The sequence below is a fragment of the Streptomyces sp. NPDC057428 genome, from assembly GCF_042803195.1.
Taxonomy (GTDB): Bacteria; Actinomycetota; Actinomycetes; order Streptomycetales; family Streptomycetaceae; genus Streptomyces.
Genome location: NZ_JBHVCT010000058.1, coordinates 16,658 through 37,957, shown reverse-complemented (window position 1 = coordinate 37,957; position 21,300 = coordinate 16,658). Strand labels below are relative to the sequence as shown.

Below are 21,300 nucleotides of genomic sequence, written 5' to 3'. Positions count from 1 at the left end.
GCACACCGGGCAGCGGTGTCACGCGGTGGTGTCAGTGGAAGAAGTGGCGGGTGCCCGTGAAGTACATGGTCACCCCGGCCTTCTCCGCGGCCTCGACGACCAGCTCGTCGCGGACCGAGCCGCCCGGCTGCGCCACGGCCCTGATGCCCGCGGCGGTGAGGATCTCCAGGCCGTCGGGGAAGGGGAAGAACGCGTCGGACGCGGCGTACGCACCGCGTGCCCGCTCCTCGCCGGCCCGCTCGACCGCGAGCTTCGCGGAGTCGACGCGGTTGACCTGGCCCATGCCGACACCGACGGAGGCGCCGTCCTTGGCGAGCAGGATCGCGTTCGACTTGACCGCGCGGCATGCCTTCCAGGCGAAGGCGAGCTCCCTGAGCTCCTCGGCGGTGAGGGCCTCGCCGGTGGCGAGGGTCCAGTTGGCCGGGTCGTCGCCCTCGGCCTGCAGCCGGTCGGTGACCTGGAGCAGCGCGCCGCCGTCGATCGGCTTCACCTCGACCTCGGAGGCCGGGGCGTCGGGGCAGCGGAGCACCCGGATGTTCTTCTTGCGGGCGAGGACCTCGACCGCGCCGTCCTCGTACGCCGGGGCGACGATGACCTCGGTGAAGATCTCCGCGACCTGCTCGGCCATCTCGACGGTCACCGGGCGGTTGACCGCGATGACGCCGCCGAACGCGGACAGCGGGTCGCATGCGTGCGCGTTGCGGTGCGCCTCGGCCACGTCGTCCGCGATCGCGATGCCACAGGGGTTGGCGTGCTTGATGATCGCGACGCACGGCTCGGCGTGGTCGTAGGCGGCACGGCGCGCGGCGTCGGTGTCCGTGTAGTTGTTGTAGGACATCTCCTTGCCGTGCAGCTGCTCGGCCTCGGCGAGGCCGCCCTCGCCCGAGGTGTAGAGCGCCGCGGGCTGGTGCGGGTTCTCGCCGTAGCGCAGGACGTTCTTGCGCTCGTAGGTCGCGCCGGAGAAGTCCGGGAAGCCGGAGTCGTCGGCGGCGGCGTAGCCGTCGGCGAACCAGGACGCCACGGCCACGTCGTACGCGGCGGTGTGCTGGAACGCCTCGGCGGCGAGCCGCTTACGGGCGGTCAGGTCGAACCCGCCCGCCTTGACCGCCGCGAGGACGTCGGCGTAGCGCTCCGGGCTGGTGACGACGGCCACGGACGGGTGGTTCTTGGCGGCGGCGCGGACCATCGACGGGCCGCCGATGTCGATCTGCTCGACGCACTCGTCGTCGGAGGCGCCGGAGGCGACGGTCGCCTTGAACGGGTAGAGGTTCACGACCACCAGGTCGAACGGCTCCACGCCGAGCTCGGCGAGCTGCTCGCGGTGGGCGTCCAGCCGCAGGTCGGCGAGGATGCCGGCGTGCACCCGGGGGTGGAGCGTCTTGACGCGGCCGTCCAGGCACTCGGGGAAGCCGGTGAGCTCCTCGACCTTCGTGACCGGCACTCCGGCGGCGGCGATCTTCCCGGCGGTGGAGCCGGTGGAGACCAGCTCGACACCGGCCTCGTGCAGACCGCGGGCGAGGTCTTCGAGCCCCGTCTTGTCGTAGACACTGACCAGGGCGCGGCGGATGGGCTTATTCACCGACATGACCGAGATGAACCTTTCGTCCCTCAATGCGATAGCCGTCGCGGGCGAGCCGCCCTACGGCCTCGACGAGCAGCTTGCGCTCGACTTCCTTGATGCGTTCGTGGAGGGCTGCTTCACCCTCCACCGTTTCCTCTTCGGTCACCTCGACCACGCCCTGCGCGATGATCGGACCGGTGTCGACACCGTCGTCGACGAAGTGGACGGTGCACCCGGTGACCTTGACGCCGTACGCGAGCGCGTCGCGCACGCCGTGAGCACCGGGAAAGCTGGGGAGCAGGGCGGGGTGGGTGTTGACGACGCGGCCGCCGAACTCGGCGAGGAAGGCCTTGCCGACGATCTTCATGAAGCCCGCAGAGACGACCAGGTCGGGGCGGTGCTCGGCCACGGCCGCGGTCAGTGCGGCGTCCCACTCCTCGCGGCTCGCGTACTCGCCGACCTTGCAGACGAAGGTGGGGAGCCCGGCGCGCTCGGCACGTTCGGCGCCGAGGGTGCCATGACGGTCCGCCCCGACCGCGACGACCTGGGCGCCGTAGGCCTCGGGATCGTCACCGATGGCGTCGAGGAGCGCTTGCAGATTCGTGCCTGAACCGGAGACGAGCACGACCAGACGGGCCGGAGCGGCGGAGGAGGGCGGGGAGGCCACAGCAGGGCCCTTTCTCGCGTGATGGAGCGGGTACGCGATGTACGGGAGAGCGTTTGTATGGTCGTACGAAAGAAGCTCGCCCCGCGATACGGGGAACTCTACGAACGGTCCGACCGTCAGCAACGATACCGGCACTCCCGGCGGCCCCCACGGGACGGGGGCGTGACCGGGAGGTAGCGTCAGGGGACAGGGAACCGCCCCCGGGCGGAAATGACGAGATGGGGAAGACGTTCACCACATGCCGGACCGCCTCCGCACCGCCCTTGGCCACCCGCTGCCCGAGCGGGCGGCCTCCATGCTGATGCGGGAACGCCGTTCCTCTTCGCCGGACTCCTCGTCGGGTTCCGGGTCTTCGCCCGGCTCGGGCTCCACGTCGGGCTCGGGCTCGTCCTCCGGGTCCTCCGACGACAATCCGTTCGCCGCCCCGCCCGAGGACAGGCCCGACCGGCCCTGGCAGCCGCGCCATCCCTCCCGGCCGCCGGACCACGGCGGCGACGGGAACGACGGGAACGACGAGGGCACCCCCGACAGCCGCCCCGTCTGGGGAAGCCAGTGGAGCGACCGGCAGCCCGGCCGGGAGAGCGGCGGCTTCGGCGGCCGCCCCGGCAACACACCGAGCGGCCAGGGCGGGGGGCCCGAGGGCGGACCCGGCGGACCGCGCTGGGACCCGACCGACCCCATCCAGCGGCGTGCACGCTATGCGGTGCTGGGCGGCATGTGGGCGTTCTTCTTCGCCCTCTTCAACCTTCCCGAGATCGCGCTGCTGCTCGGGGCACTGGCCGTCTACTGGTCGATCAGCGCCCTGCGCGGAGGCCCGCGCAAGCCCCCGGCGCCGGACGCCCGGGCCGCTGCGGTGTCCGGCGGCACCCCGGACCGGCCGACTGCACCGCCACCGCCGGCCGGTGCGCCCGGAGCCGCGCAGAGCGCAGGCCGCCAGCAGACGACGGCGGCCGTGAGCGGCCTGGTGACGGCCGTCCTGGCGCTGGCGATCGTCGCCACCGGCTACACGGTGCAGCTCGTCTACCGCGACTACTACACCTGCGTGAACGACGCGCTCACCAAGTCCGGCGCCCTGGCGTGCAATGACAAGCTGCCCGATCCGCTGGAACCCTTCTTCGGCGTCAAGAGGTAGAACCGTCCGCTCCAAGGACCACTACGGAGCACTTTCCCGGCCCGGGTCCGGACGCCGATCGGCGTTTGGACCCGGGCCGGACCGCTCGTCCGGCTCGTGCACGGGTGACGTCGCGGATGCCGAAGCCTGCGCCGGAGCCGGTGGGACGTCAAAGACGGATGCGGGGCAGGGCCCGGCAGAGGAATCCGGGGCGTACTCGGCGACGGGAACGTGTTTCGCCGGGGGAACGTGTCCAGGCACGGGAGGACCGTCCCCGGCCGCAGGATCGGATACGGGCGCCGATACGGGCCCGGCCGCAGCTCCCGGGTCCGGAGCCGCCGCCGGGCCTGATGCGGCCGTGGAACCGCCGCCGGCTGCGGCCGGGCGGGCGAGCACGCCATGGCCGGCCGCCTCTGCGCCCGGCTCCGCCGCCCCTGCGCCTGCCTCCGTCTCCGCATCACGGGCACCGGGTGTGGGCGCCCGGCCCGGTGCGGGATCCGGGACAGCGGGGAAGTGCGCCATCAGCCCACCCGAGCTCTCCCTGAGCGCGGCCCAACGGGCTTTCCTCGCCCCGTCCTCGTGCCAGGAACCGGCCGCCAGGAAGCCGTACGGCTCCTCGTCCGCGTTCGCCGCACCGGCCTCCGCGTCCCCCTCCCGTTCCGTAGCGCCCTTCGCGGGCTTCTCCTCCGGCGCGACCGCCGACCCTGCGTCCGCCTCCTGCGGCGCGGCGTCGCGCCGCCATCCCCATCGCTTCTCCCGCAGCCGCCAGGCCCTGAGCAACAGCGCGGACGGAACGCCGATGACTGCCGTCCACACGAGCGAGGCGGGGCCCACCAGCCACCACACCGGGCCGAACTCGGCCAGCGCCCCGGTGCCCAGCGGCCCGCCCGACGCGGCGGCCAGGGCCGCCACGCCTGCTCCGCAGCCCACGGCGGCCAGCCCTGCCACCAGTGTGGTCCGCCCCTGCCCCCACGGCTCCTCGTCGCCGGCGGATGAGGGGGCCGCACTCCGTGCGACGCGGCGGGCGACGGCCAGGGCGGCCGCCGCCGGGACCGCGGCCGCCACCCAGTTCACCGCCGTCCCCGGGCCCTGTGACGGCATCGCCGCGAGGAGCGGGAAGTCCGGCAGAGCGGGGTGGCCGGCGAAGGCGAACGGAGTGACCGTGGACGCCGTGCCGAGGGCGAAGCCGGGCCCCATGCCGTACGCGGCACCCCACATCGCCGCGTTCGGCAGGAGTGCCACGGCCAGCAGGAGTAGGGCGGACCGGCCGGCCCAGTCGCCGGACAGCCCCAGCAGCGACCCCCTCGCGGCCCCCGCGTTCAAGCCCAGTGCCGCGACGACGAGCACCGCCCCGCCGGCGAGCAGCACCAGGACACCGAAGGCCGCCGAGCGCAGCGCGGCTACGGCACCCGCCCGGAACCTGCTGCGGGCCGCGGCCTCCTGGAGACTGAGCGGCGCCCAGACCAGGAGTGAGGTCACCGGACGCCCCCGCGCCGCCCAGACGCCCGCGGCAGCGGAGCCGGTCACCACGAGCAGGACGGGGAAGGCGAGCGTGGTGCGGTCGACGGGCAGTCCACCGCCCCTCCCGTAGGCCGCCGCCGCGAGTACGACCAGCAGGTAGCCGGCGCTCACCGCGCAGAGGGCCCCGACCGCCGAATGCCTGTCCGTGGTCTTGCCTCCGGTCTCCGCGGAGTCCCGTGCCGCCCGGTGCACGAGCCAGACGGGCAGCACCACGAGCAGCAGGGGCACGGTGCCCACGGGCGCCGGATGACCGCCGAGTGTGTCGGTCCTGATGAGTTCGGCGCCGTGGGCGAGAAGCCAGAGACCGGTCGCGACATGGAAGGCCCCGTCCGGCCCGCTGTCGGGGTACGGCGAGCTGATCCACAGCACCATGACCAGGACGGCCAGCGAGCCGAGTCCGAGCCCCGCGGCGATGGCCCCGCGCGCGAACGCGGAGGCGAGCGCGGCGGACCTGCTCCGCTCGGCAGGCAACTCAGCAGGCAACATCGGGCTGCGTTCGGTCACTTGGGTCACGTCGCCATGCTGCCAACGACACGCGCTTATTTCGTGTAACGGGCTAATGGCCGCTGTGTCGCTCAATATACGCTTATGTACTTTTTCACCCAGTGCAGTGCCACCGAGGACGGAGGCCGTACATGACACGGAGCGCCACCGGCCCGCCCCCCGCCTCCCCGTTGCCCTCCCCCAAGGAGCTCCGCCGGCTGCGCGAGGCCAGGTCACTGAGTGAGGAACAGGTCGCGGCGGCCACGGGTGTCACGCCCGCCACCGTCCGCTCCTGGGAGACGGGGCGCACCACGCCGCGGGGGCGCCGTCGCACGGCGTACGCCAGGCTGATCGGCTCCGCCGACCCTCGCGCCACGCCGCACCCCTCAGTCGTCGAAGCCACCGGGAGCAGCACGATCTCCCCGACGGAGCCCGGTACCTGTGCCACCGCGGACGCCCGGGCAGATCCCGGCACGGTCGTGGCGCCTGACGCGACAACATCTGAGGTGACGTCACCGGCCCCCGCGACGCCGTCGAGCGGTCCGGCGGCGGACGGCACCACATCGAGGGTCGCCGCGCCGGACATTCAGGGTGCCACCGTGCGGGTCGCCCCGGCGCGCCCCTCGTCCGGACATCCCGCCCCGGCGGCCACCGCGCAGGGGACGACCGCGCCCGACGACGGCGCCCCCTGCCCTGCACACACCCCGACGCCGCCCGGACTCACGGCCGAGGCCGCGTTCGACGGCCTGTACGACCTCACGGCACCCGGGCTGACACGTCAGATGTATCTCCTGACCGGTCGCCGCCTGCTGTCCCGGGAGGCCGTCGAGCACGCCTTCCGGATCGCCTGGCAGCGCTGGCCGGAGGTGGCCAGGGACCGCGATCCCGCAGGCTGGACGCGGGCGGCGGCGTACGAGTACGCGATGTCACCCTGGCACCGCGTGCGCCGCACCCACCGCCGCCCCGACGCGTTGCCCGACGAGCCAGGGAGGAAGGCGCTGCTGGCCGCGCTGCTCGCGCTGCCCCCGTCGTACCGTCGCACGCTGCTGCTCCACGACGGCGTCGGGCTGGGGCTGCCGGATACGGCGGCCGAGACCGAGGCCAGCACGCCCGCCGCGGCCAACCGCCTGTTGAACGCCCGGGCCGCCCTCGCCGAGGCGCTGCCCGAACTGGCCGGCCCCGCCGATCCCGGCGGGCAGACCGCCCTCTTCCAGGAGCGGCTCGGCGCTCTCGCGCTGGCCGAGGACCTGCCGGAACCACCCCCGGCCCCGTCGGTGCGCAGGGGCAGCGAGCGCGTCGCGGAACTCTGGACGCGGGCGGCGCTCTGTTTCGGTGTGCTGCTCATCGGGGCGACGGGCTTCACACTGCACACGGCCCCCACACAGTACGAGCAACCGCTCTCGCCTCCCCAGCGGGTCGGCGGGGTTCCGCCGAGGGGCGGGCCGGAGCGGCTGACGCCCCAGGACCTGAAGCTGCAGAAGGCGCTGCGGGAGAAGCTCGTGCACGGTCCGGAGCGCCTGGTTCCACGGATCCCCTGACCGGGCTGCCCGCCGGACGCGGAAACGGCGCGGGCCCGCACCCTGCAGAGGACAGGATGCGGGCCCGCGCCGTTTCCGCGTGAAGCGGTGACGCCGCTGCGGGCGGTCAGCCGCCGAGGATCTCGCGAGCCAGCTTGGCGGTCTCGGTCGGCGTCTTGCCGACCTTGACACCGGCGGCCTCGAGGGCCTCCTTCTTGGCCGCAGCCGTGCCGGAGGAACCGGAGACAATGGCGCCGGCGTGGCCCATGGTCTTGCCCTCCGGAGCGGTGAAGCCCGCGACGTAGCCGACGACCGGCTTCGTGACGCTCGATGCGATGTAGTCGGCGGCACGCTCCTCGGCGTCGCCACCGATCTCGCCGATCATCACGATGAGGTCGGTGTCGGGGTCCGCCTCGAACGCCGCGAGGGCGTCGATGTGCGTGGTGCCGATGACCGGGTCGCCACCGATGCCGACGGCGGACGAGAAGCCGATGTCACGCAGCTCGTACATCATCTGGTAGGTCAGCGTGCCGGACTTGGACACGAGACCGATGCGGCCGGGCTTGGTGATGTCGCCCGGGATGATGCCGGCGTTGGACTGGCCGGGGGTGATCAGGCCGGGGCAGTTCGGACCGATGATCCGGGTCTTGTTGCCCTTCGACCCGGCGTACGCCCAGAAGGCGGCCGAGTCGTGGACGGCGATGCCCTCGGTGATGACGACGGCCAGCGGGATCTCGGCGTCGATCGCCTCGACGACGGCGGCCTTCGCGAAGGCCGGCGGCACGAAGAGGACCGACACGTCGGCGCCGGTCTTCTCCATCGCCTCGGCGACGGAGCCGAACACGGGTACCTCGGTGCCGTCGAAGTCGACGGAGGTGCCCGCCTTGCGCGGGTTGACGCCACCGACGATGTTGGTGCCGTCGGCCAGCATGAGCTTGGTGTGCTTCATGCCCGTGGCGCCGGTCATCCCCTGGACGATGACCTTGCTGTCCTTGGTGAGGAAGATAGCCATGGTGTTGGAGTCCCTCGTCCCTTACTTCGCAGCCGCGGCGAGTTCGGCGGCCTTGTCGGCCGCGCCGTCCATGGTGTCCACGCGCTGAACCAGCGGGTGGTTGGCGTCGGAGAGGATCTTGCGACCCAGCTCCGCGTTGTTGCCGTCGAGGCGCACGACCAGCGGCTTGGTGACGTCCTCGCCCTTGGACTTGAGCAGCTCCAGGGCCTGGACGATGCCGTTGGCGACCTCGTCGCACGCGGTGATGCCACCGAAGACGTTGACGAAGACGGACTTGACGTCCGGGTCGCCGAGGATGATCTCGAGGCCGTTCGCCATGACCTCGGCGGAGGCGCCGCCACCGATGTCGAGGAAGTTGGCGGGCTTCACGTTGCCGTGGTTCTCACCGGCGTACGCGACGACGTCCAGGGTCGACATGACCAGGCCGGCGCCGTTACCGATGATGCCGACCTCGCCCTCGAGCTTGACGTAGTTGAGGTTCTTGGCCTTGGCGGCCGCCTCGAGCGGGTTGGCCGCGGCCTTGTCCTCGAGGGCCTCGTGGTCCGGCTGACGGAAGTCGGCGTTCTCGTCGAGAGACACCTTGCCGTCCAGCGCCAGGATGCGGCCGTCCTTGGTCTTCACCAGCGGGTTGACCTCGACGAGGAGCGCGTCCTCGGCGACGAAGGTGTCCCACAGGGTCACCATGGCCTCGGCGACACCCTCGGCCACCTCGGCCGGGAACTTCGCCTGGGCCACGATCTCGCGGGCCTTCTCGATGTCAACGCCGTCGACGGCGTTGACCGGGACCTTCGCGAGGGCCTCGGGGGTCTTCTCCGCGACCTCCTCGATGTCCATCCCGCCCTGCACCGACGCCATGGCGAGGAAGGTGCGGTTGGTGCGGTCGAGGAGGTACGAGACGTAGTACTCCGCCTCGATCTCCGGGGACAGCTCGGCGATCATCACCTTGTGGACCGTGTGGCCCTTGATGTCCATGCCGAGAATGTCGGTCGCGCGAGCGACCGCCTCATCCGGGTCTGCGGCCAGCTTCACGCCGCCGGCCTTGCCTCGGCCACCGACCTTCACCTGCGCCTTGACGACGGACTTGCCGCCCAGCCGCTCGGTCGCCTCGCGGGCTGCCTCAGGCGTGTCGATCACTTCACCGGCCAGCACCGGTACACCGTGCTTGGCGAAGAGGTCCCTCGCCTGGTACTCGAACAGGTCCACGCGCGTCCGTCCCTTTTAGTGGTCTCGCGGTTCGTTATCTGCGTGGGCGTGCCGCGAGGGCAACGTGACTGCGCAGTCACTAGGGAGGCGCACACGGTCACCGAGTACGCGGCATGTCCATCCGGCAGGTTATCCCCGCGCCACGTCGGACCCTAAATTGCAGATCACACCTGAGCGGTGATAACGGTCACAGGTCCCGCTGGTGACCGGAGTACGAGGGACGAAACGCCTCGTCCGCCAGGGCGTCCGGCACGGCCCCGCGCGAGGGAGCGCGGCCGGGTGCACCGCCGGGCTGACGCGCCGGGGCCGTGCCCCTTCCGCACGGGATCCCCTCCCGCACGGGATCAGGCGAGCAGGCGGCCGTGTCGAACCGCACCGGGCAACCTCACCCGCCGGCCTCCGGGATCGGCAGGGGGCGCTTCTCGATCGCCGCGGCCATGACCTCGGGAAAGAGGTCCGGGGTGCACGCGAAGGCCGGGGTGCCGAGCGCACTCATGGCGGCCGCGTGCTCGCGGTCGTAGGAGGGCGCGCCCTCGTCCGAGAGCGCGAGCAGGGTCACGAACTGCACCCCCGACGCCTTCATCGCGGCGGCCCGCCGGACCATCTCGTCCTTGATGCCTCCCTCGTGGAGGTCGCTGATGAGGACGACGACCGTGTCCGCGGGGCGGGTGATCCTCGACTGGCAGTACGCGAGGGCGCGGTTGATGTCCGTACCGCCGCCGAGCCGCGTCCCGAACAGGACGTCGACCGGGTCGTCGAGCTGGTCCGTGAGGTCTACGACGGACGTGTCGAACACGACGAGCCTCGTCGCCACGCTGCGCATGGAGGCGAGGACCGCGCCGAAGACCGAGGCGTGGACGACGGAGGACGCCATGGAACCCGACTGGTCGACGCAGAGGATGACCTCCTTCTTCACCGACCGGTCGGTGCGGCCGTATCCGACCAGGCGTTCGGGGATCACCGTGCCGGCCCCTCCCGGCCCGGGAAGCGGGACGTGGTTCTTGAGGTTGGCCCGGATCGTACGGTCCCAGTCGATGTCCCGGTGGCGTGGCCGGCGGGCCCTCGCCGAGCGGTCCAGCGCGCCGGTGAGCGCGGTCCGCGTCCTCGTGGCCAGCCGGCGCTCCAAGTCCTCGGTGACCTTGCGGACGACGGCCCGGGCTGTCTCCCTCGTCGTCTCGGGCATGGCCTTGCCCAGGGAGAGCAGGGTGCCGACGAGGTGGACGTCGGGTTCGACGGCCTCCAGCATCTCCGGTTCCAGCAGCAGCGCGGACAGCCCGAGCCGTTCGATCGCGTCGCGCTGCATGACCTGCACGACGGGGACGGGGAAGTACGTACGGATGTCACCGAGCCAGCGGGCCACGGACGGGGCGGATGCCCCGAGCCCCGCGGAGCGCTCGGATCCGCCACGGCCGCCGGGCTTCCCGCCGCCGTAGAGCGAGGTCAGCGCGCCGTCCATGGCCGCGTCGCGGCCCGTGAGCACGCGTCCCGTGCCCTCGGCGCCTTCCGCGCCGAGCACCATGCGCCAGCGCCGCAGCCTCTCGTCCTCCTCCGGTACCGCCGTCATCGCCTGCTCCTTCTCCTTTGGTCCGGTGCCCGTGCGGTGTCCGGTCATCCCGCTGCCACCCGCCCCGCCGGGGTGTCGAGGCCGAGGAGCAGCCGCACCACAGGCGTCACGGCGTCCGCCCTGTCCTCGTCGGGTGAGTGACCGAAGCCGGGCACGAACGCACCGCCGTCCCCACCCGCTCCCCCGCGCTCCGGCCCCCGCCGGACGAGTTCGCCCAGGGTGCGCCGGACGGCGGGCTCGTACGCCGCGAACGTACGGCGCACCAGGGGGAGTACGCCGACGAACGTCCGGGCCGGTATGCCCGTCAGCCAGGCGTCGACGAGGGAGAGGAGCCGTTCGTCGTGGACGAGCAGCATCCCGCCGCCCGACGCTCCCCCGGCGAAGCCCTCGATCCATGCCGCCGCTTCGGCCGGCTGGGTGCCCGGGGACAGGGCCAGGCCCATCAGCCGTGCCGTTCCGTCCTCGGTGGCCCGCCCTTCGTCGAGGAGCAGCCGGGCGGCGCGGCCGCGGACCCGGCCCGCGACCGCGTCCCTCGACGAGAGCCTGCGCAGCGTTTCGGTCCAGCGGTCCTTCAGCCCGGCCGTCCGCGCGGCGTCGGTGAGCAGGCCGATCGCACCGTGCACGGCGTCCAGCCGGCTCTGCGCCTGAGCCGCCCCCTCCGGGTCGAGGCCGGTACAGGCGGGCGGCAGGCCCACGCAGACGCGCTCGGCGATGCCGGTCGCGACCGCCGCCAGGGCCGCGGTGCCGGTGGACCGGACATCCCCGTACCGCAGGGCGCGGGCCAGTGCGGGCAGGGCGTCGGCGAGGTGGCCGGCATCGGCGTCGAGTGCGGCCCGGTCGGCGAGCGCCCGCATCACCACCGACAGCGCCTCGGACAGCCCGGCCGACAGGCACTGCTCGGCGAGCGTGGTGACCGCCGCGAGCGAGGGCGCGGACACGGCGTCCGACTCGGCCCTCGCCGTCGCGGCGGCGAGCACGGTGGTACCCCACACCCCGGCCTCGGCGACCCGTACGAAGAGCTCGGGTTCCCAGCTCAGCCGCCAGGTCTCCCGGAACGTCCCGGTACTGCCGCGGCCCGCGACGGGCTCGCCCCAGGGCACTTCGAGGAGGCCCAGCCTGTGGAGCAGCCGGCTGCGGGCCGCGTCGTTGTCCTTGCGCAGATCGAGCTCGAGGTCGCGCGGCTCAGCCTCGGGTCGGAGCCTGAGCGTGCGCTGCAGCCCGGCCAGGTCGCGCTGGAGGGGGACGGCGGGGGCGCCGTCCGGCACCTCGCCGAGGATCTCACCGACGACCAGGCGGTCACGCACCAGGGCGAGCGGCACGTCGGAGCCCTCGCACATGACGGCCCTCACCGCGTCGGTGGCTTCCGCCAGTCCCACGGCGGGCCTGCCCCGCAGGGCGGCCAGTGTCTCCGCGAGCCGCACGGCCTCGATGACGTGGCCCGGCGAGACGGGCCGGTCCTCACCGCGCAGGAGGCCGGCGACCTTCGTCATCCAGCGTTCGACGGGCCGGTCGGGGGAACCGAAGAGGTGCCCGTACCAGCCGGGCGACTCGATGCCCGCGCCGTATCCGCTGCGCCGGGCGAGTCTGCGGTGGGTCCACGGCACCCAGGTCAGCTCGGTCCTGACCTTGGGAATCCCCCTGAGAAGGGACCGGTCGGCGGCGACCGTCGTCCTCGCGGCGAGCGCGGGGACGTGCCAGGCACCGCACACCACCGCGATGTCGTCGCCGAACTCCTTGCGGGCGGCCCGCAACCGCAGGCGCATACAGGCCTCCCGGACGGCGTCCTGAGGATGTCCCCCGTCGCCGTACGCCTCGCGCAGCGCCGTCATCGCCTCGGCCAGCGCGGCGAACGGGGCACACGCGTCCGACTGCGCGCCGGTGCGCCCGCGGTGCTCGACGACGTCCTCCCACCAGCGCTCGGGGTCGTCGTAGCCCGCGGTCCTGGCCAGGATCCCGATGGGGTCGATCCCCCGGTCGCCCCCGTCCTGCGCCTCCGGCACGTCGTGCCCCTGCTCCGGACGCTCGCTCATGGCCAGGGAGTTGGCCGCGGGCAGGTCCACGAAACGCACCGGGACGCCGTGCGCCAGTGCCCAGCGGATCGCCACCCACTCGGGCGAGAAGTCGGCCAGCGGCCAGAACGCGGCACGCCCCGGGTCGTCGACGGCGTGGGCCAGCAGCGCGACGGGCGGGCGCATCGCGTCGTCGGCGGCGAGCGGCAGCAGCGCGTCGCCCTCCGGGGGGCCTTCCACGAGCACCGCCCGTGGGCTCGCGGACTCCAGGGCGGCGAGCACCGCGCGTGCGGAGCCCGGCCCGTGGTGGCGCACTCCGAGGAGCAGCGGCCCCCGGGATGTGGCGGGCACCGGCGCGCGGGGTGTCATGCCGAGGCCTCCCGGCAGGCGCGGTAGAAGTCCGCCCAGCCTTCCCTCTCCCGGACCACCGTCTCGACGTACTCCTGCCAGATCACGCGGTCGGCGGTGGAGTCGCGGACGACGGCGCCGAGGATCCCGGCCGCCACGTCGTGGGGGCGCAGCACACCGTCGCCGAAGTGGGCGGCCAGCGCGAGGCCACCGGTCACGACGGAGATGGCCTCGGCGGTGGACAACGTGCCGGAGGGCGACTTGAGCCTGGTGCGGCCGTCCGTGGTGATGCCGTCGCGCAGTTCGCGGAAGACGGTGACGACGCGCCGGATCTCGGCCATGCCGTCCGGTGCCGCCGGCAGGTCGAGCGAGCGTCCGATCTGGGCGACGCGCCGCGACACGATGTCCACCTCGGCCTCGGCGGTCGCGGGCAGCGGCAGGACGACTGTGTTGAACCGGCGGCGAAGGGCCCCTGACAGCTCGTTGACCCCACGGTCGCGCTCGTTGGCCGTGGCGATGAGGTTGAACCCCTGGACCGCCTGGACCTCCTGCCCGAGCTCGGGTACGGGAAGCGTCTTCTCCGACAGGATCGTGATGAGCGCGTCCTGTACGTCGGCCGGGATGCGGGTGAGTTCCTCGATCCTGGCGGTCATGCCGTCGGCCATCGCCCGCATGACCGGGCTGGGCACCATGGCCTCGCGGCTCGGCCCGCCCGCCAGCAGTTGTGCGTAGTTCCACCCGTAGCGGACGGCTTCCTCGGGGGTGCCGGCGGTGCCCTGGACGAGCAGGGTCGAGTCCCCGCTGACGGCGGCGGCGAGATGCTCGGAGACCCAGGTCTTGGCGGTGCCCGGCACTCCGAGGAGCAGCAGGGCGCGGTCGGTGGCGAGGGTGGTCACGGCGACCTCGACGAGGCGGCGCGGACCCACGTACTTCGGCGTGATCAGTGTGCCGCCGGGAAGCGTCCCGCCGAGCAGATAGGTGGAGACGGCCCAGGGCGAGAGCTGCCAACGCGCGGGCCTGGGACGGTCGTCGGCGGCCGCCAGCGCCTTCAGCTCGTCGGCGAAGTGATGTTCGGCATGCGGTCTCAGTACTTGGCCGCCGGCTGCGCCGGACTGTGCGGACACGGTCATGGGTCCCCCTCCGAATCGGTCGAACCGATGCGGTTTCCACCGTGCACCATGGCACTGACAATCGGCCCGTCCGGCCGGAACCGCAGGTCGGGGACCATTGTCAGTGGCGCGTTCTACCGTCGTTCGCATGCTGCTTTCACAGGGGGAGGAACCCGCACGCTCCGCAGGTCCCGGGGCGCGCTGGACCGTGGACGACGTGCTGGCGCTGGCTCCTGACGAGGCGTCGCGCGACGCCCTGCACGGCCTCGGTCCGGAGCGTGCGTGGTCCGGTGCGGGCTGCGCCGGTCCGGGGATCGTGTGGGGGCTGCGGGCGACGGGCGGCGGCACATCGCACCGCACGGCGGCCGATATGAACGAGGTTTCGTTCACCTGCAGTTGCATGCATCCGCAGTCTCCCTGCCCGCACGCGCTGGAGCTCCTGCTCCTCCATGTCGGCGACGCCCCCGCGCTGCGGCAGAGCGCGGAACCGCCCGCCTGGGCCGCGGAGTGGCTGACGGGCCTCCGCGGGCGGACGGCGGCCGCCGAGGCCGCCGGCTCCGCGGTGGGCAAGGGACCCACGGGGGCGGACGGGGCCGCTGCCCGGGCGCTCGCGGCGCAGCGGCGCGCCTCCCGAAGGGCAGAGCGCATCACGGGCGGGGCTCAGGAGCTGGAGCAGCGCCTCGCGGACCTGCTGCGCGGCGGTCTCGCGGCGGCGGAACAACCGGGTCACGCACTGTGGGAGGAGACGGCGGCCCGCATGGTCGACGCCCAGGCACCCGGACTCGCTCATCGGGTGCGGGAGTTGGGCGAGGTGCCGGCATCGGGGGCCGGCTGGCCGGCACGGTTCCTCGAGGAGTGCGCCCTGCTGCACCTGCTGGACTCCGCCTGGCTCGGCCTCGACCGGCTGCCCGCACCGCTGGCAGCCACCGTGCGTATGAGAGTGGGGCTGACGGCCGCGGCCGAGGGGCCGGCCGTCCGCGACCACTGGCTGGTCCTCGCCCAGTACGACGTGCCGGACGGCCGGATCGTCACCCGCCGCATCTGGTTGCACGGCAGGGGGTCCGGGCGCACGGCGCTGCTGCTGTCCTACGGCGCGGCGGGACGTGCCCCGGACCGCGCCCTGCCGGTGGGCACCGTGATCGACGCGGAGGTCACGCCCCACCCCGGCGGTGGGCTGAGAGGCGAGCTCGGGCGGCAGTTCGGGGAACCCGACGCCACGCCGGCACCTCCGCCGGGTGGTACGACGGCTGACGCGCTCGGCGCGTACGGCCGGGCGCTGCTCGACGATCCCTGGCTGAATGCCTGGCCCGCCGTGCTGCGCGACGTGGTACCCGCGCGGTCCGGGGAGGGCTGGCGGCTGGCCGGCGCCGCTGACGGTGCCGCGGTGCCGATCACCGCCTCGGCACTGTCCCGGCCCGGCCTGTGGAAGCTCGTCGCGCTCTCCGGCGGCCGGCCGCTGACGGTCTTCGGCGAGTGCGGGCACCGGGGCTTCGAGCCGCTCGCTGCATGGTCCCCGGACACCTCGGACCGCTCCGGCGCAGGGGGACCTGTGGCGCTCCTCTGACCCCCTGCCGCCCGGGACCCTACGGGCACCGAACCCGGTGGCACCACGTGCTCCCGATCCGCGATTCCCGGACAACTGGACTGGAGGGACCTCGATGTCCACCACCACACGGACGACGGCAGGTGCACCGATGAGCGTTTCCTGGGAAGACCTCGTCACCTCGGCGCTGCTCGGCACCGACCGTCGCCCGCTGCGGGCGGAGAACGGGGATCCGGCCGGACCGGCCGCCCTGCTGGACGTGGCCGCCCTGCACACCGTGCGGCGCCGGGCCGCTCTGCGTCCGGCCACCGGAGCCGCCCCGCCCGCTCCCGCTCCCCCCGATCCCCGGCCCTCTCTCCCCGCGGCGGCCCGACGCCGGCTCGCCCAGCTGCTCGCCGACCGTTCGACACCGCCGGGCAGCGGACGGCGGGGGACGGCTCCCGATCTCACCGAACTCATCCCCCAGTGGCTGGCCTCGGCAGGGGCACACGGCTACCGCGCACCGGCCGAACTGCTGCCCGCACTGCTGGACGCGGCCCGGGCGCGCACCGACCTGCGGCCCCATGTGCTGGCGTTCGCGGGGCCGCGCGGGCTCTGGCTGGCCGGGCTGAACCCGGAGTGGAGGTTCGCCCTGCGCGCCACGTCCCGAGGTGCGCACCGGCCGGACACGGCGGATCCGGAAGCAGTGCGCAGACTCTGGGCGGACGGGCTCTTCGCGGAGCGGGTGGCGCTGCTCGGAGCCGTACGGGCGCGGGATCCGGACGGGGCCCGGTCCCTGCTCGCGGGCACGTGGTCCACGGAACGGGCCGAGGACCGGCTGTTGTTCCTCGACTCCTTGCGGGCCGGGCTCTCAGGTGCCGACGAGGCATTCCTTGAGGCGGCCCTGACGGACCGCAGCCGCAACGTCCGCGCCACGGCTGCGGAGCTGCTGTCAGCCCTTCCCGGCTCGGCACTGGCCGGCCGGATGGCAGCCCGCGCCACGTCCTGCGTGAACCCCGACCGCACGGGCGACGACCTGTCCATAGCCGTGGAGGCACCCCACGAGTGCGACGCGGGGATGGAGCGCGACGGCGTCGTCCCGGTGCCTCCCTCGGGACGCGGCGAACGGTCGTGGTGGCTCGGCCAGTTGGTCGAGGCGACGCCGCTGGGGACCTGGCGCGAGAGGTTCGGCGGCCGCGGGGCGCACGAGCTCGTGGCGCTCCCGGTGGCCGACGACTGGAGCGGGGAGCTGCACGCGGCCTGGTGCCGGGCGGCCGTCAGGCAGCGGGACCCCGAGTGGGCGCGAGCGTTGCTCGGCACCCCGGCGACACCTCCGGCGCACGGCCCGGGGACGGCGTCGCTGGCTCTGCGATCGACGCTGCTCGCCACCCTGCCGCCGGTCGAACGATCGCTCTGGGTGGCGGACTTCATAGCCGCGCACGGCCTGTCCGAGGCGTTCCAACTGCTCGGTGTCTGTCCGGTGCCCTGGGACGGCCCGCTCGGCCGTTCGGTGGTCGACGCGCTCGACATCGCCCGGGACGCGGGGAGTTACCCGTGGAGTTTCAGCGGGGTGATGGGCCTCGCCGAGCGCTGCCTGAACCCCGCTGAGGCGGGCCGGCTCGAAGTGCTCACCACCACCCCGGACGAACCGGAAGGTGCGTCACCGGGCGCGGGCGGCTACTGGTCGGAGGCGTTCCAGCGCCTGGTGTCCACGCTGCGTCTGCGCGCAGCCATGGACGCCGAGCTGGCGCCGGGGAACGCGGGCTGAGCCGAGGGACCCGGATCGGCGGGATGCCCGGAGCAGCGCGGGCGCGCCCTGAACGCGGCCCGGCCGGCTCCCGGTGCGCCCCGTACCCGGGACGCACCGGCCTTCGGGATCTGGCGCCGGTCTCCGCGACGCACTCCCGGTCCCGGTGCTCCGGCGGCGTGATCAGGCCTCCGCGGGCTGGCGGACGTGGCCGTTCACCCAGTCGACGATCGAGGTCGTCGTCGCACCCGGTGTGAAGATCTCCGCGACGCCCTGTTCCTTCAGCGGCGCGATGTCCGCCTCGGGGATGATGCCGCCACCGAAGACCTTGATGTCCTCCGCGTCCCGTTCCTTCAGCAGCTCGATGACCTTGGCGAACAGCGTGTTGTGCGCGCCCGAGAGGATCGAGAGCCCGATGGCGTCCGCGTCCTCCTGGATCGCCGTGTCCACGATCTGCTCGGGGGTCTGGTGGAGCCCCGTGTAGATGACCTCCATGCCCGCGTCCCGCAGGGCGCGCGCGATCACCTTCGCGCCTCGGTCATGGCCGTCGAGGCCCGGTTTGGCAACCACCACACGGATCGGACCGGTCACACCCATCAATGCCTCCACATGCGTCTCCCGTGCCTGAAGGGCCGGAGATGTGAACGAACGTTATCCACAGCATCCCGCACGGCGCCGTTTCGCGGTGGGCCGGGAGGGGGAAATCACACATGGGACATGTTCGCCAGGCGTCGTTCCACATATCTAGCGGCTCACGGGCCGCGCGGGGCACGGCGCCGGGGGAGCCGCTTCGAGGTCGCCGTACCACCGCGCCGTCAGCCGCACGGCACGGTGGTACGGCCCCCCGGCACCGTCACAGGACCGCCGGGCACCTCGGCCGCGGTCCCCGTGAGGGCGTACGGGGCAGGGAGCCGCCTCCCCGCACGCCAGTGCAGGAGGTCGGCCGATGCAGGTCCTGTCCTTCCTACCCCTACTGTCGCGAAGGCCGTGCCCGCGCCCCGCCTGGCTGTCCTCGGCGCTGGTCAGAGCCACCGCGCTGGAGCTGGTGATCCTGGCCGGGCACGTGCTCATCTACCCCTCGGGCCTCACCCCCGAGCGCAGGACGCCCACGGACCGGTCCGGCACGGGCTCCGGCCGCGCCGTCTCCACAGCCTCCGAAGCCGGCCCCGCCGAAGTCGTCCCGGCCGGTACGGGAACCGGCCTCGTCCCAGGCGCCACGGCGAGCCCGGACGAAGCCCTCCGCTCCCTCGCCGGGCCGAACACCGGACCGGATCCGTGCACCACCGGAGCAGATCTCGGCCCCACCCCTGACGAAATCACCCGTCCGGCCGACACGCCCGCCCTGCCCTCGACGATCGGTGAGCGCCCGCCGGTGGTCCTGCTGCACGGCTTCATCGACAACCGCTCCGTGTTCGTGCTGCTCCGCCGCTCCCTGGCCAGGCACGGCTGGCACCATCTGGAATCCCTCAACTACTCGCCCCTGACCTGCGACATCCGCACCGCGGCCGAGCTGCTCGACCGTCACGTCGAGGAGATCTGCGCCCGCACCGGGCACCACGAGGTCGACATAGTCGGCCACAGCCTCGGCGGCCTGATCGCGCGGTACTACGTGCAACGACTGGGCGGTGACCGTCGGGTGCGCACACTCGTCACCCTCGGCACCCCGCACGGCGGCACCGCCGTCGCCCCGCTGGCCGGCGCGCACCCCATCGTGCGGCAGATGCGCAGCGGATCGGACCTGATCGAGGAGCTGCGTCGCCCCGCCCCCGGTTGCCGTACACGGTTCGTCAGCTTCTGGAGCGAACTCGACAGGGTGATCCTTCCCGTGGAGACAGCCTGTGTGGACCACCCGGACCTCGACGCCGTGAACGTGCGCGTCACCGGCATCGGCCATCTCGCGCTGCCCGTGCACCCGGCGGTCGCTTCTGCGATCCGTCAGGCACTGGAGTCCGACGGAACGGTCATCAGCGCCCCGGGAACCACCTCCGCCGCGTGACCGGGAGTGACGAAAGGTCACGAACCGCCCCATTGAATAGAACAGATTTCGAACGTAGGGCCAAACATGGGGCTTCGGCCCGCCGAAAGGCGGCCGATTGCCCGTTTCCTGTGCGGCTGGAGGCCGCCGAAGATTGTCGTCCCCGCGTACCGCCGGGTACAGTCGCGGCCACTGCTCCCCCGGGGTCCCCTCAACAACCCCCGGAACAGGTCCTGCTGCCGAGGCGAGAGAGAAGTTGGTGAACGACCAGCACCCCCACGCCGGGTACGTCGATTACGACACCCCTACCGGCAGCTTCGACACCGACCCGCTCTTCGGGAACCTGCCCGGCCCGCACGACGGCGGCCATGAGACGTACGAGAGCGGTTACCCGGTCCACGACGTCGGCTACGGCGGCACCGACTCCAGCGCCTGGGACACCGGGGCGCACCAACAGGCCCCGTACGACGCCTACGGCGTCCAGGGCCATCCGCAGGCACCCCAGGGTTACGACACCACCGGCGCCTGGGCGCCGGAAGCCACGGCCCCCGCCCAGTACGGCACCGCCGACACGACGGGTCAGTGGGACACCACAGGTTGGGACCACACCGGCAGGGCCGACCAGTGGGCCGCGGGAGACACCGGCGCCTTCGCCACCACGACCTTCGACAGCACGGCCTACACGACCGGGACGTATACCGCCCCCGCCTTCGAGACCGCGGGGTACGAGAGTTACACGGCACCCGAGACCGGCACGTACGACGCCACCGCCTGGAACACCGGCGGCACGCCCGAGAGCACCGCGTACGCACCCGAACAGACGTCGTATCCCGCGTACGAACACCAGCCGTCCGCCTACGAGACGGGCGAGTTCACGGCTCACGACGTCGCCGGATCGCACGACACCCCCGTCTCCTGCGACGCCCCCGGGCCGCACGACGAGACCCCGGCCGTGCACGACGGGCAGGACGACCCGTACGCCTCGGAGCACGTCGGGCCCGACACCTACGACGAGTCCCTGACCTACGACGACGAACTCGCGCGGACCGCCGCCGCCCACGACACGGCCTCCGCGCACACCGACGACTACGACGAGGCTCCCGGAGCACGGGCTGCCGCGCAGATCCCGGATTTCGTCGAACTGACCACCGACTCGGGGGCCGCCGCCCTACGCCCCGTCACCCGCTCCGCCACGCGCGGCGGCAGCCGGGGACGTCGTCGCACTCCCGCGAAGCGCTCCGCGCTCCTCACCGTCGCCGTGCCCTCCGCCTGCGTCATGAGCGTCGCGGGCATCGCCGCCGCCTCCGTGGGCGGCATGGGCGGGGCCGACGAGACGAAGGACGACACCACGTCGATGGCTGCGGCCGACGCCGCCACCACCAGGACGGCCGTCGCCAACAACGAGCTGGACACCCAGCTGGCCGCTCTCAACGCCGACGCCGCGAACTTCGCCGACCGCGCCAGCCGCACCCAGGAGCGCCTCGACCTGAAGGAGCGCCAGGCGGCCGACAAGAAGAAGCGCGAGGAGGAGGCCGCCCGCCGGGAGGCCCTGCGCCCCAAGTTCGTCCTGCCCGTCTCGCAGCACGGCCTCAGCGCCACCTACGGCCAGGCCGGGGTGAACTGGATGTCGGTCCACACCGGTATCGACTTCCCGGTGACCTTCGGCACGCCCGTGATGGCGGCCACCGACGGCACCGTGCGCACCCAGTGGAACAGCGCCTACGGCAACATGGCCATCGTCACCGCGGCCGACGGCACGGAGACCTGGTACTGCCACCTCAGCACGACCAAGATCCGGTCGGGTTCGGTCAAGGCGGGCGACGTCATCGCCTACTCGGGAAGCTCCGGCAACTCCACCGGCCCGCACCTGCACTTCGAGGTACGGCCCGGTGGCGGCTCGGCGATCGACCCGATGCCGTGGCTCCGCAGCCACGGCCTCAACCCGAACTGA

Annotated in this window: 15 protein-coding genes; 6 read left to right on the top strand and 9 right to left on the bottom strand. The window is 73.0% G+C overall.

Annotated elements, in window-relative coordinates; genetic code table 11:
• Window positions 1–31: 31 nt before the first annotated feature.
• Together purH and purN are read right to left on the bottom strand one after the other, a co-directional pair.
• On the bottom strand, window positions 32–1,585 hold the full coding sequence (purH, locus tag ACFU5K_RS21690; protein ID WP_384064140.1) for a bifunctional phosphoribosylaminoimidazolecarboxamide formyltransferase/IMP cyclohydrolase: 1,554 nt from the start codon (window positions 1,583–1,585) through the stop codon (window positions 32–34).
• The gene (purN, locus tag ACFU5K_RS21685) at window positions 1,572–2,228 is read right to left on the bottom strand and encodes a phosphoribosylglycinamide formyltransferase (RefSeq protein WP_384064138.1); all 657 of its coding nucleotides are present in this window, start codon (window positions 2,226–2,228) and stop codon (window positions 1,572–1,574) included. Before purN ends, purH begins: the two co-directional genes overlap by 14 nt.
• Before the next feature lie 238 nt (window positions 2,229–2,466).
• Here purN and ACFU5K_RS21680 point away from each other — a divergent pair, with 238 nt between their 5' ends.
• Entirely contained in the window at window positions 2,467–3,360 is an 894-nt protein-coding gene (locus tag ACFU5K_RS21680) for a hypothetical protein (protein WP_384064136.1), read from the top strand.
• A 21-nt stretch (window positions 3,361–3,381) separates the two neighbouring features.
• On the opposite strand, the gene ACFU5K_RS21675 is transcribed toward ACFU5K_RS21680, so the two are convergent.
• Complete coding sequence (locus ACFU5K_RS21675; RefSeq protein ID WP_384064155.1) at window positions 3,382–5,364, bottom strand: DUF6350 family protein; 1,983 nt, start codon at window positions 5,362–5,364, stop codon at window positions 3,382–3,384.
• Between the two features lie 131 nt (window positions 5,365–5,495).
• Here ACFU5K_RS21675 and ACFU5K_RS21670 point away from each other — a divergent pair, with 131 nt between their 5' ends.
• Window positions 5,496–6,881, top strand: a complete 1,386-nt coding sequence (locus ACFU5K_RS21670; RefSeq protein WP_384064133.1) for a sigma factor-like helix-turn-helix DNA-binding protein — start codon at window positions 5,496–5,498, stop codon at window positions 6,879–6,881.
• Between the two features lie 106 nt (window positions 6,882–6,987).
• On the opposite strand, the gene sucD is transcribed toward ACFU5K_RS21670, so the two are convergent.
• The 5 genes from sucD to ACFU5K_RS21645 form a co-directional block, all read right to left on the bottom strand.
• Window positions 6,988–7,872: a succinate--CoA ligase subunit alpha gene (gene sucD, locus ACFU5K_RS21665; protein WP_384064130.1), complete on the bottom strand. Its 885-nt coding sequence runs from the start codon at window positions 7,870–7,872 to the stop codon at window positions 6,988–6,990.
• Window positions 7,873–7,893: 21 nt separating this feature from the next.
• On the bottom strand, window positions 7,894–9,075 hold the full coding sequence (gene sucC, locus ACFU5K_RS21660; RefSeq protein ID WP_384064129.1) for an ADP-forming succinate--CoA ligase subunit beta: 1,182 nt from the start codon (window positions 9,073–9,075) through the stop codon (window positions 7,894–7,896).
• Between the two features lie 385 nt (window positions 9,076–9,460).
• Window positions 9,461–10,639: a VWA domain-containing protein gene (locus tag ACFU5K_RS21655; protein ID WP_384064126.1), complete on the bottom strand. Its 1,179-nt coding sequence runs from the start codon at window positions 10,637–10,639 to the stop codon at window positions 9,461–9,463.
• Between the two features lie 44 nt (window positions 10,640–10,683).
• A complete protein-coding gene (locus ACFU5K_RS21650; protein WP_384064123.1) occupies window positions 10,684–13,017 on the bottom strand; it encodes a DUF5682 family protein in 2,334 nt (777 codons plus the stop codon).
• The gene (locus ACFU5K_RS21645; protein ID WP_384064121.1) at window positions 13,014–14,126 is read right to left on the bottom strand and encodes an AAA family ATPase; all 1,113 of its coding nucleotides are present in this window, start codon (window positions 14,124–14,126) and stop codon (window positions 13,014–13,016) included. Before ACFU5K_RS21645 ends, ACFU5K_RS21650 begins: the two co-directional genes overlap by 4 nt.
• A 127-nt stretch (window positions 14,127–14,253) precedes the next feature.
• Here ACFU5K_RS21645 and ACFU5K_RS21640 point away from each other — a divergent pair, with 127 nt between their 5' ends.
• Both ACFU5K_RS21640 and ACFU5K_RS21635 read left to right on the top strand, forming a co-directional pair.
• Entirely contained in the window at window positions 14,254–15,669 is a 1,416-nt protein-coding gene (locus ACFU5K_RS21640) for an SWIM zinc finger family protein (protein ID WP_384064119.1), read from the top strand.
• A 130-nt stretch (window positions 15,670–15,799) separates the two neighbouring features.
• Window positions 15,800–17,395 (top strand): DUF5691 domain-containing protein, encoded by a 1,596-nt coding sequence (locus ACFU5K_RS21635; RefSeq protein WP_384064116.1) that lies wholly within the window; start codon window positions 15,800–15,802, stop codon window positions 17,393–17,395.
• Window positions 17,396–17,557: 162 nt separating this feature from the next.
• On the opposite strand, the gene ACFU5K_RS21630 is transcribed toward ACFU5K_RS21635, so the two are convergent.
• Complete coding sequence (locus ACFU5K_RS21630) at window positions 17,558–17,971, bottom strand: cobalamin B12-binding domain-containing protein (protein ID WP_384064113.1); 414 nt, start codon at window positions 17,969–17,971, stop codon at window positions 17,558–17,560.
• 349 nt (window positions 17,972–18,320) lie between these two features.
• Between ACFU5K_RS21630 and ACFU5K_RS21625 the strand changes: the two genes are divergently transcribed.
• A complete protein-coding gene (locus ACFU5K_RS21625) occupies window positions 18,321–19,370 on the top strand; it encodes an esterase/lipase family protein (RefSeq protein ID WP_384064110.1) in 1,050 nt (349 codons plus the stop codon).
• A gap of 238 nt (window positions 19,371–19,608) precedes the next feature.
• Complete coding sequence (locus tag ACFU5K_RS21620; RefSeq protein WP_384064109.1) at window positions 19,609–21,300, top strand: M23 family metallopeptidase; 1,692 nt, start codon at window positions 19,609–19,611, stop codon at window positions 21,298–21,300.

Coding starts and splice junctions, on each gene's coding strand:
- ACFU5K_RS21635 (WP_384064116.1), top strand. CDS start 15,800: ATGAGCGTTTCCTGGGAAGACCTCGTCACCTCGGCGCTGCTCGGCACC.
- ACFU5K_RS21645 (WP_384064121.1), bottom strand. CDS start 14,126: ATGACCGTGTCCGCACAGTCCGGCGCAGCCGGCGGCCAAGTACTGAGA.
- ACFU5K_RS21655 (WP_384064126.1), bottom strand. CDS start 10,639: ATGACGGCGGTACCGGAGGAGGACGAGAGGCTGCGGCGCTGGCGCATG.
- ACFU5K_RS21630 (WP_384064113.1), bottom strand. CDS start 17,971: ATGGGTGTGACCGGTCCGATCCGTGTGGTGGTTGCCAAACCGGGCCTC.
- sucD (WP_384064130.1), bottom strand. CDS start 7,872: ATGGCTATCTTCCTCACCAAGGACAGCAAGGTCATCGTCCAGGGGATG.
- ACFU5K_RS21670 (WP_384064133.1), top strand. CDS start 5,496: ATGACACGGAGCGCCACCGGCCCGCCCCCCGCCTCCCCGTTGCCCTCC.
- ACFU5K_RS21680 (WP_384064136.1), top strand. CDS start 2,467: ATGCCGGACCGCCTCCGCACCGCCCTTGGCCACCCGCTGCCCGAGCGG.
- ACFU5K_RS21640 (WP_384064119.1), top strand. CDS start 14,254: ATGCTGCTTTCACAGGGGGAGGAACCCGCACGCTCCGCAGGTCCCGGG.
- purH (WP_384064140.1), bottom strand. CDS start 1,585: ATGTCGGTGAATAAGCCCATCCGCCGCGCCCTGGTCAGTGTCTACGAC.
- ACFU5K_RS21650 (WP_384064123.1), bottom strand. CDS start 13,017: ATGACACCCCGCGCGCCGGTGCCCGCCACATCCCGGGGGCCGCTGCTC.
- ACFU5K_RS21625 (WP_384064110.1), top strand. CDS start 18,321: ATGCAGGTCCTGTCCTTCCTACCCCTACTGTCGCGAAGGCCGTGCCCG.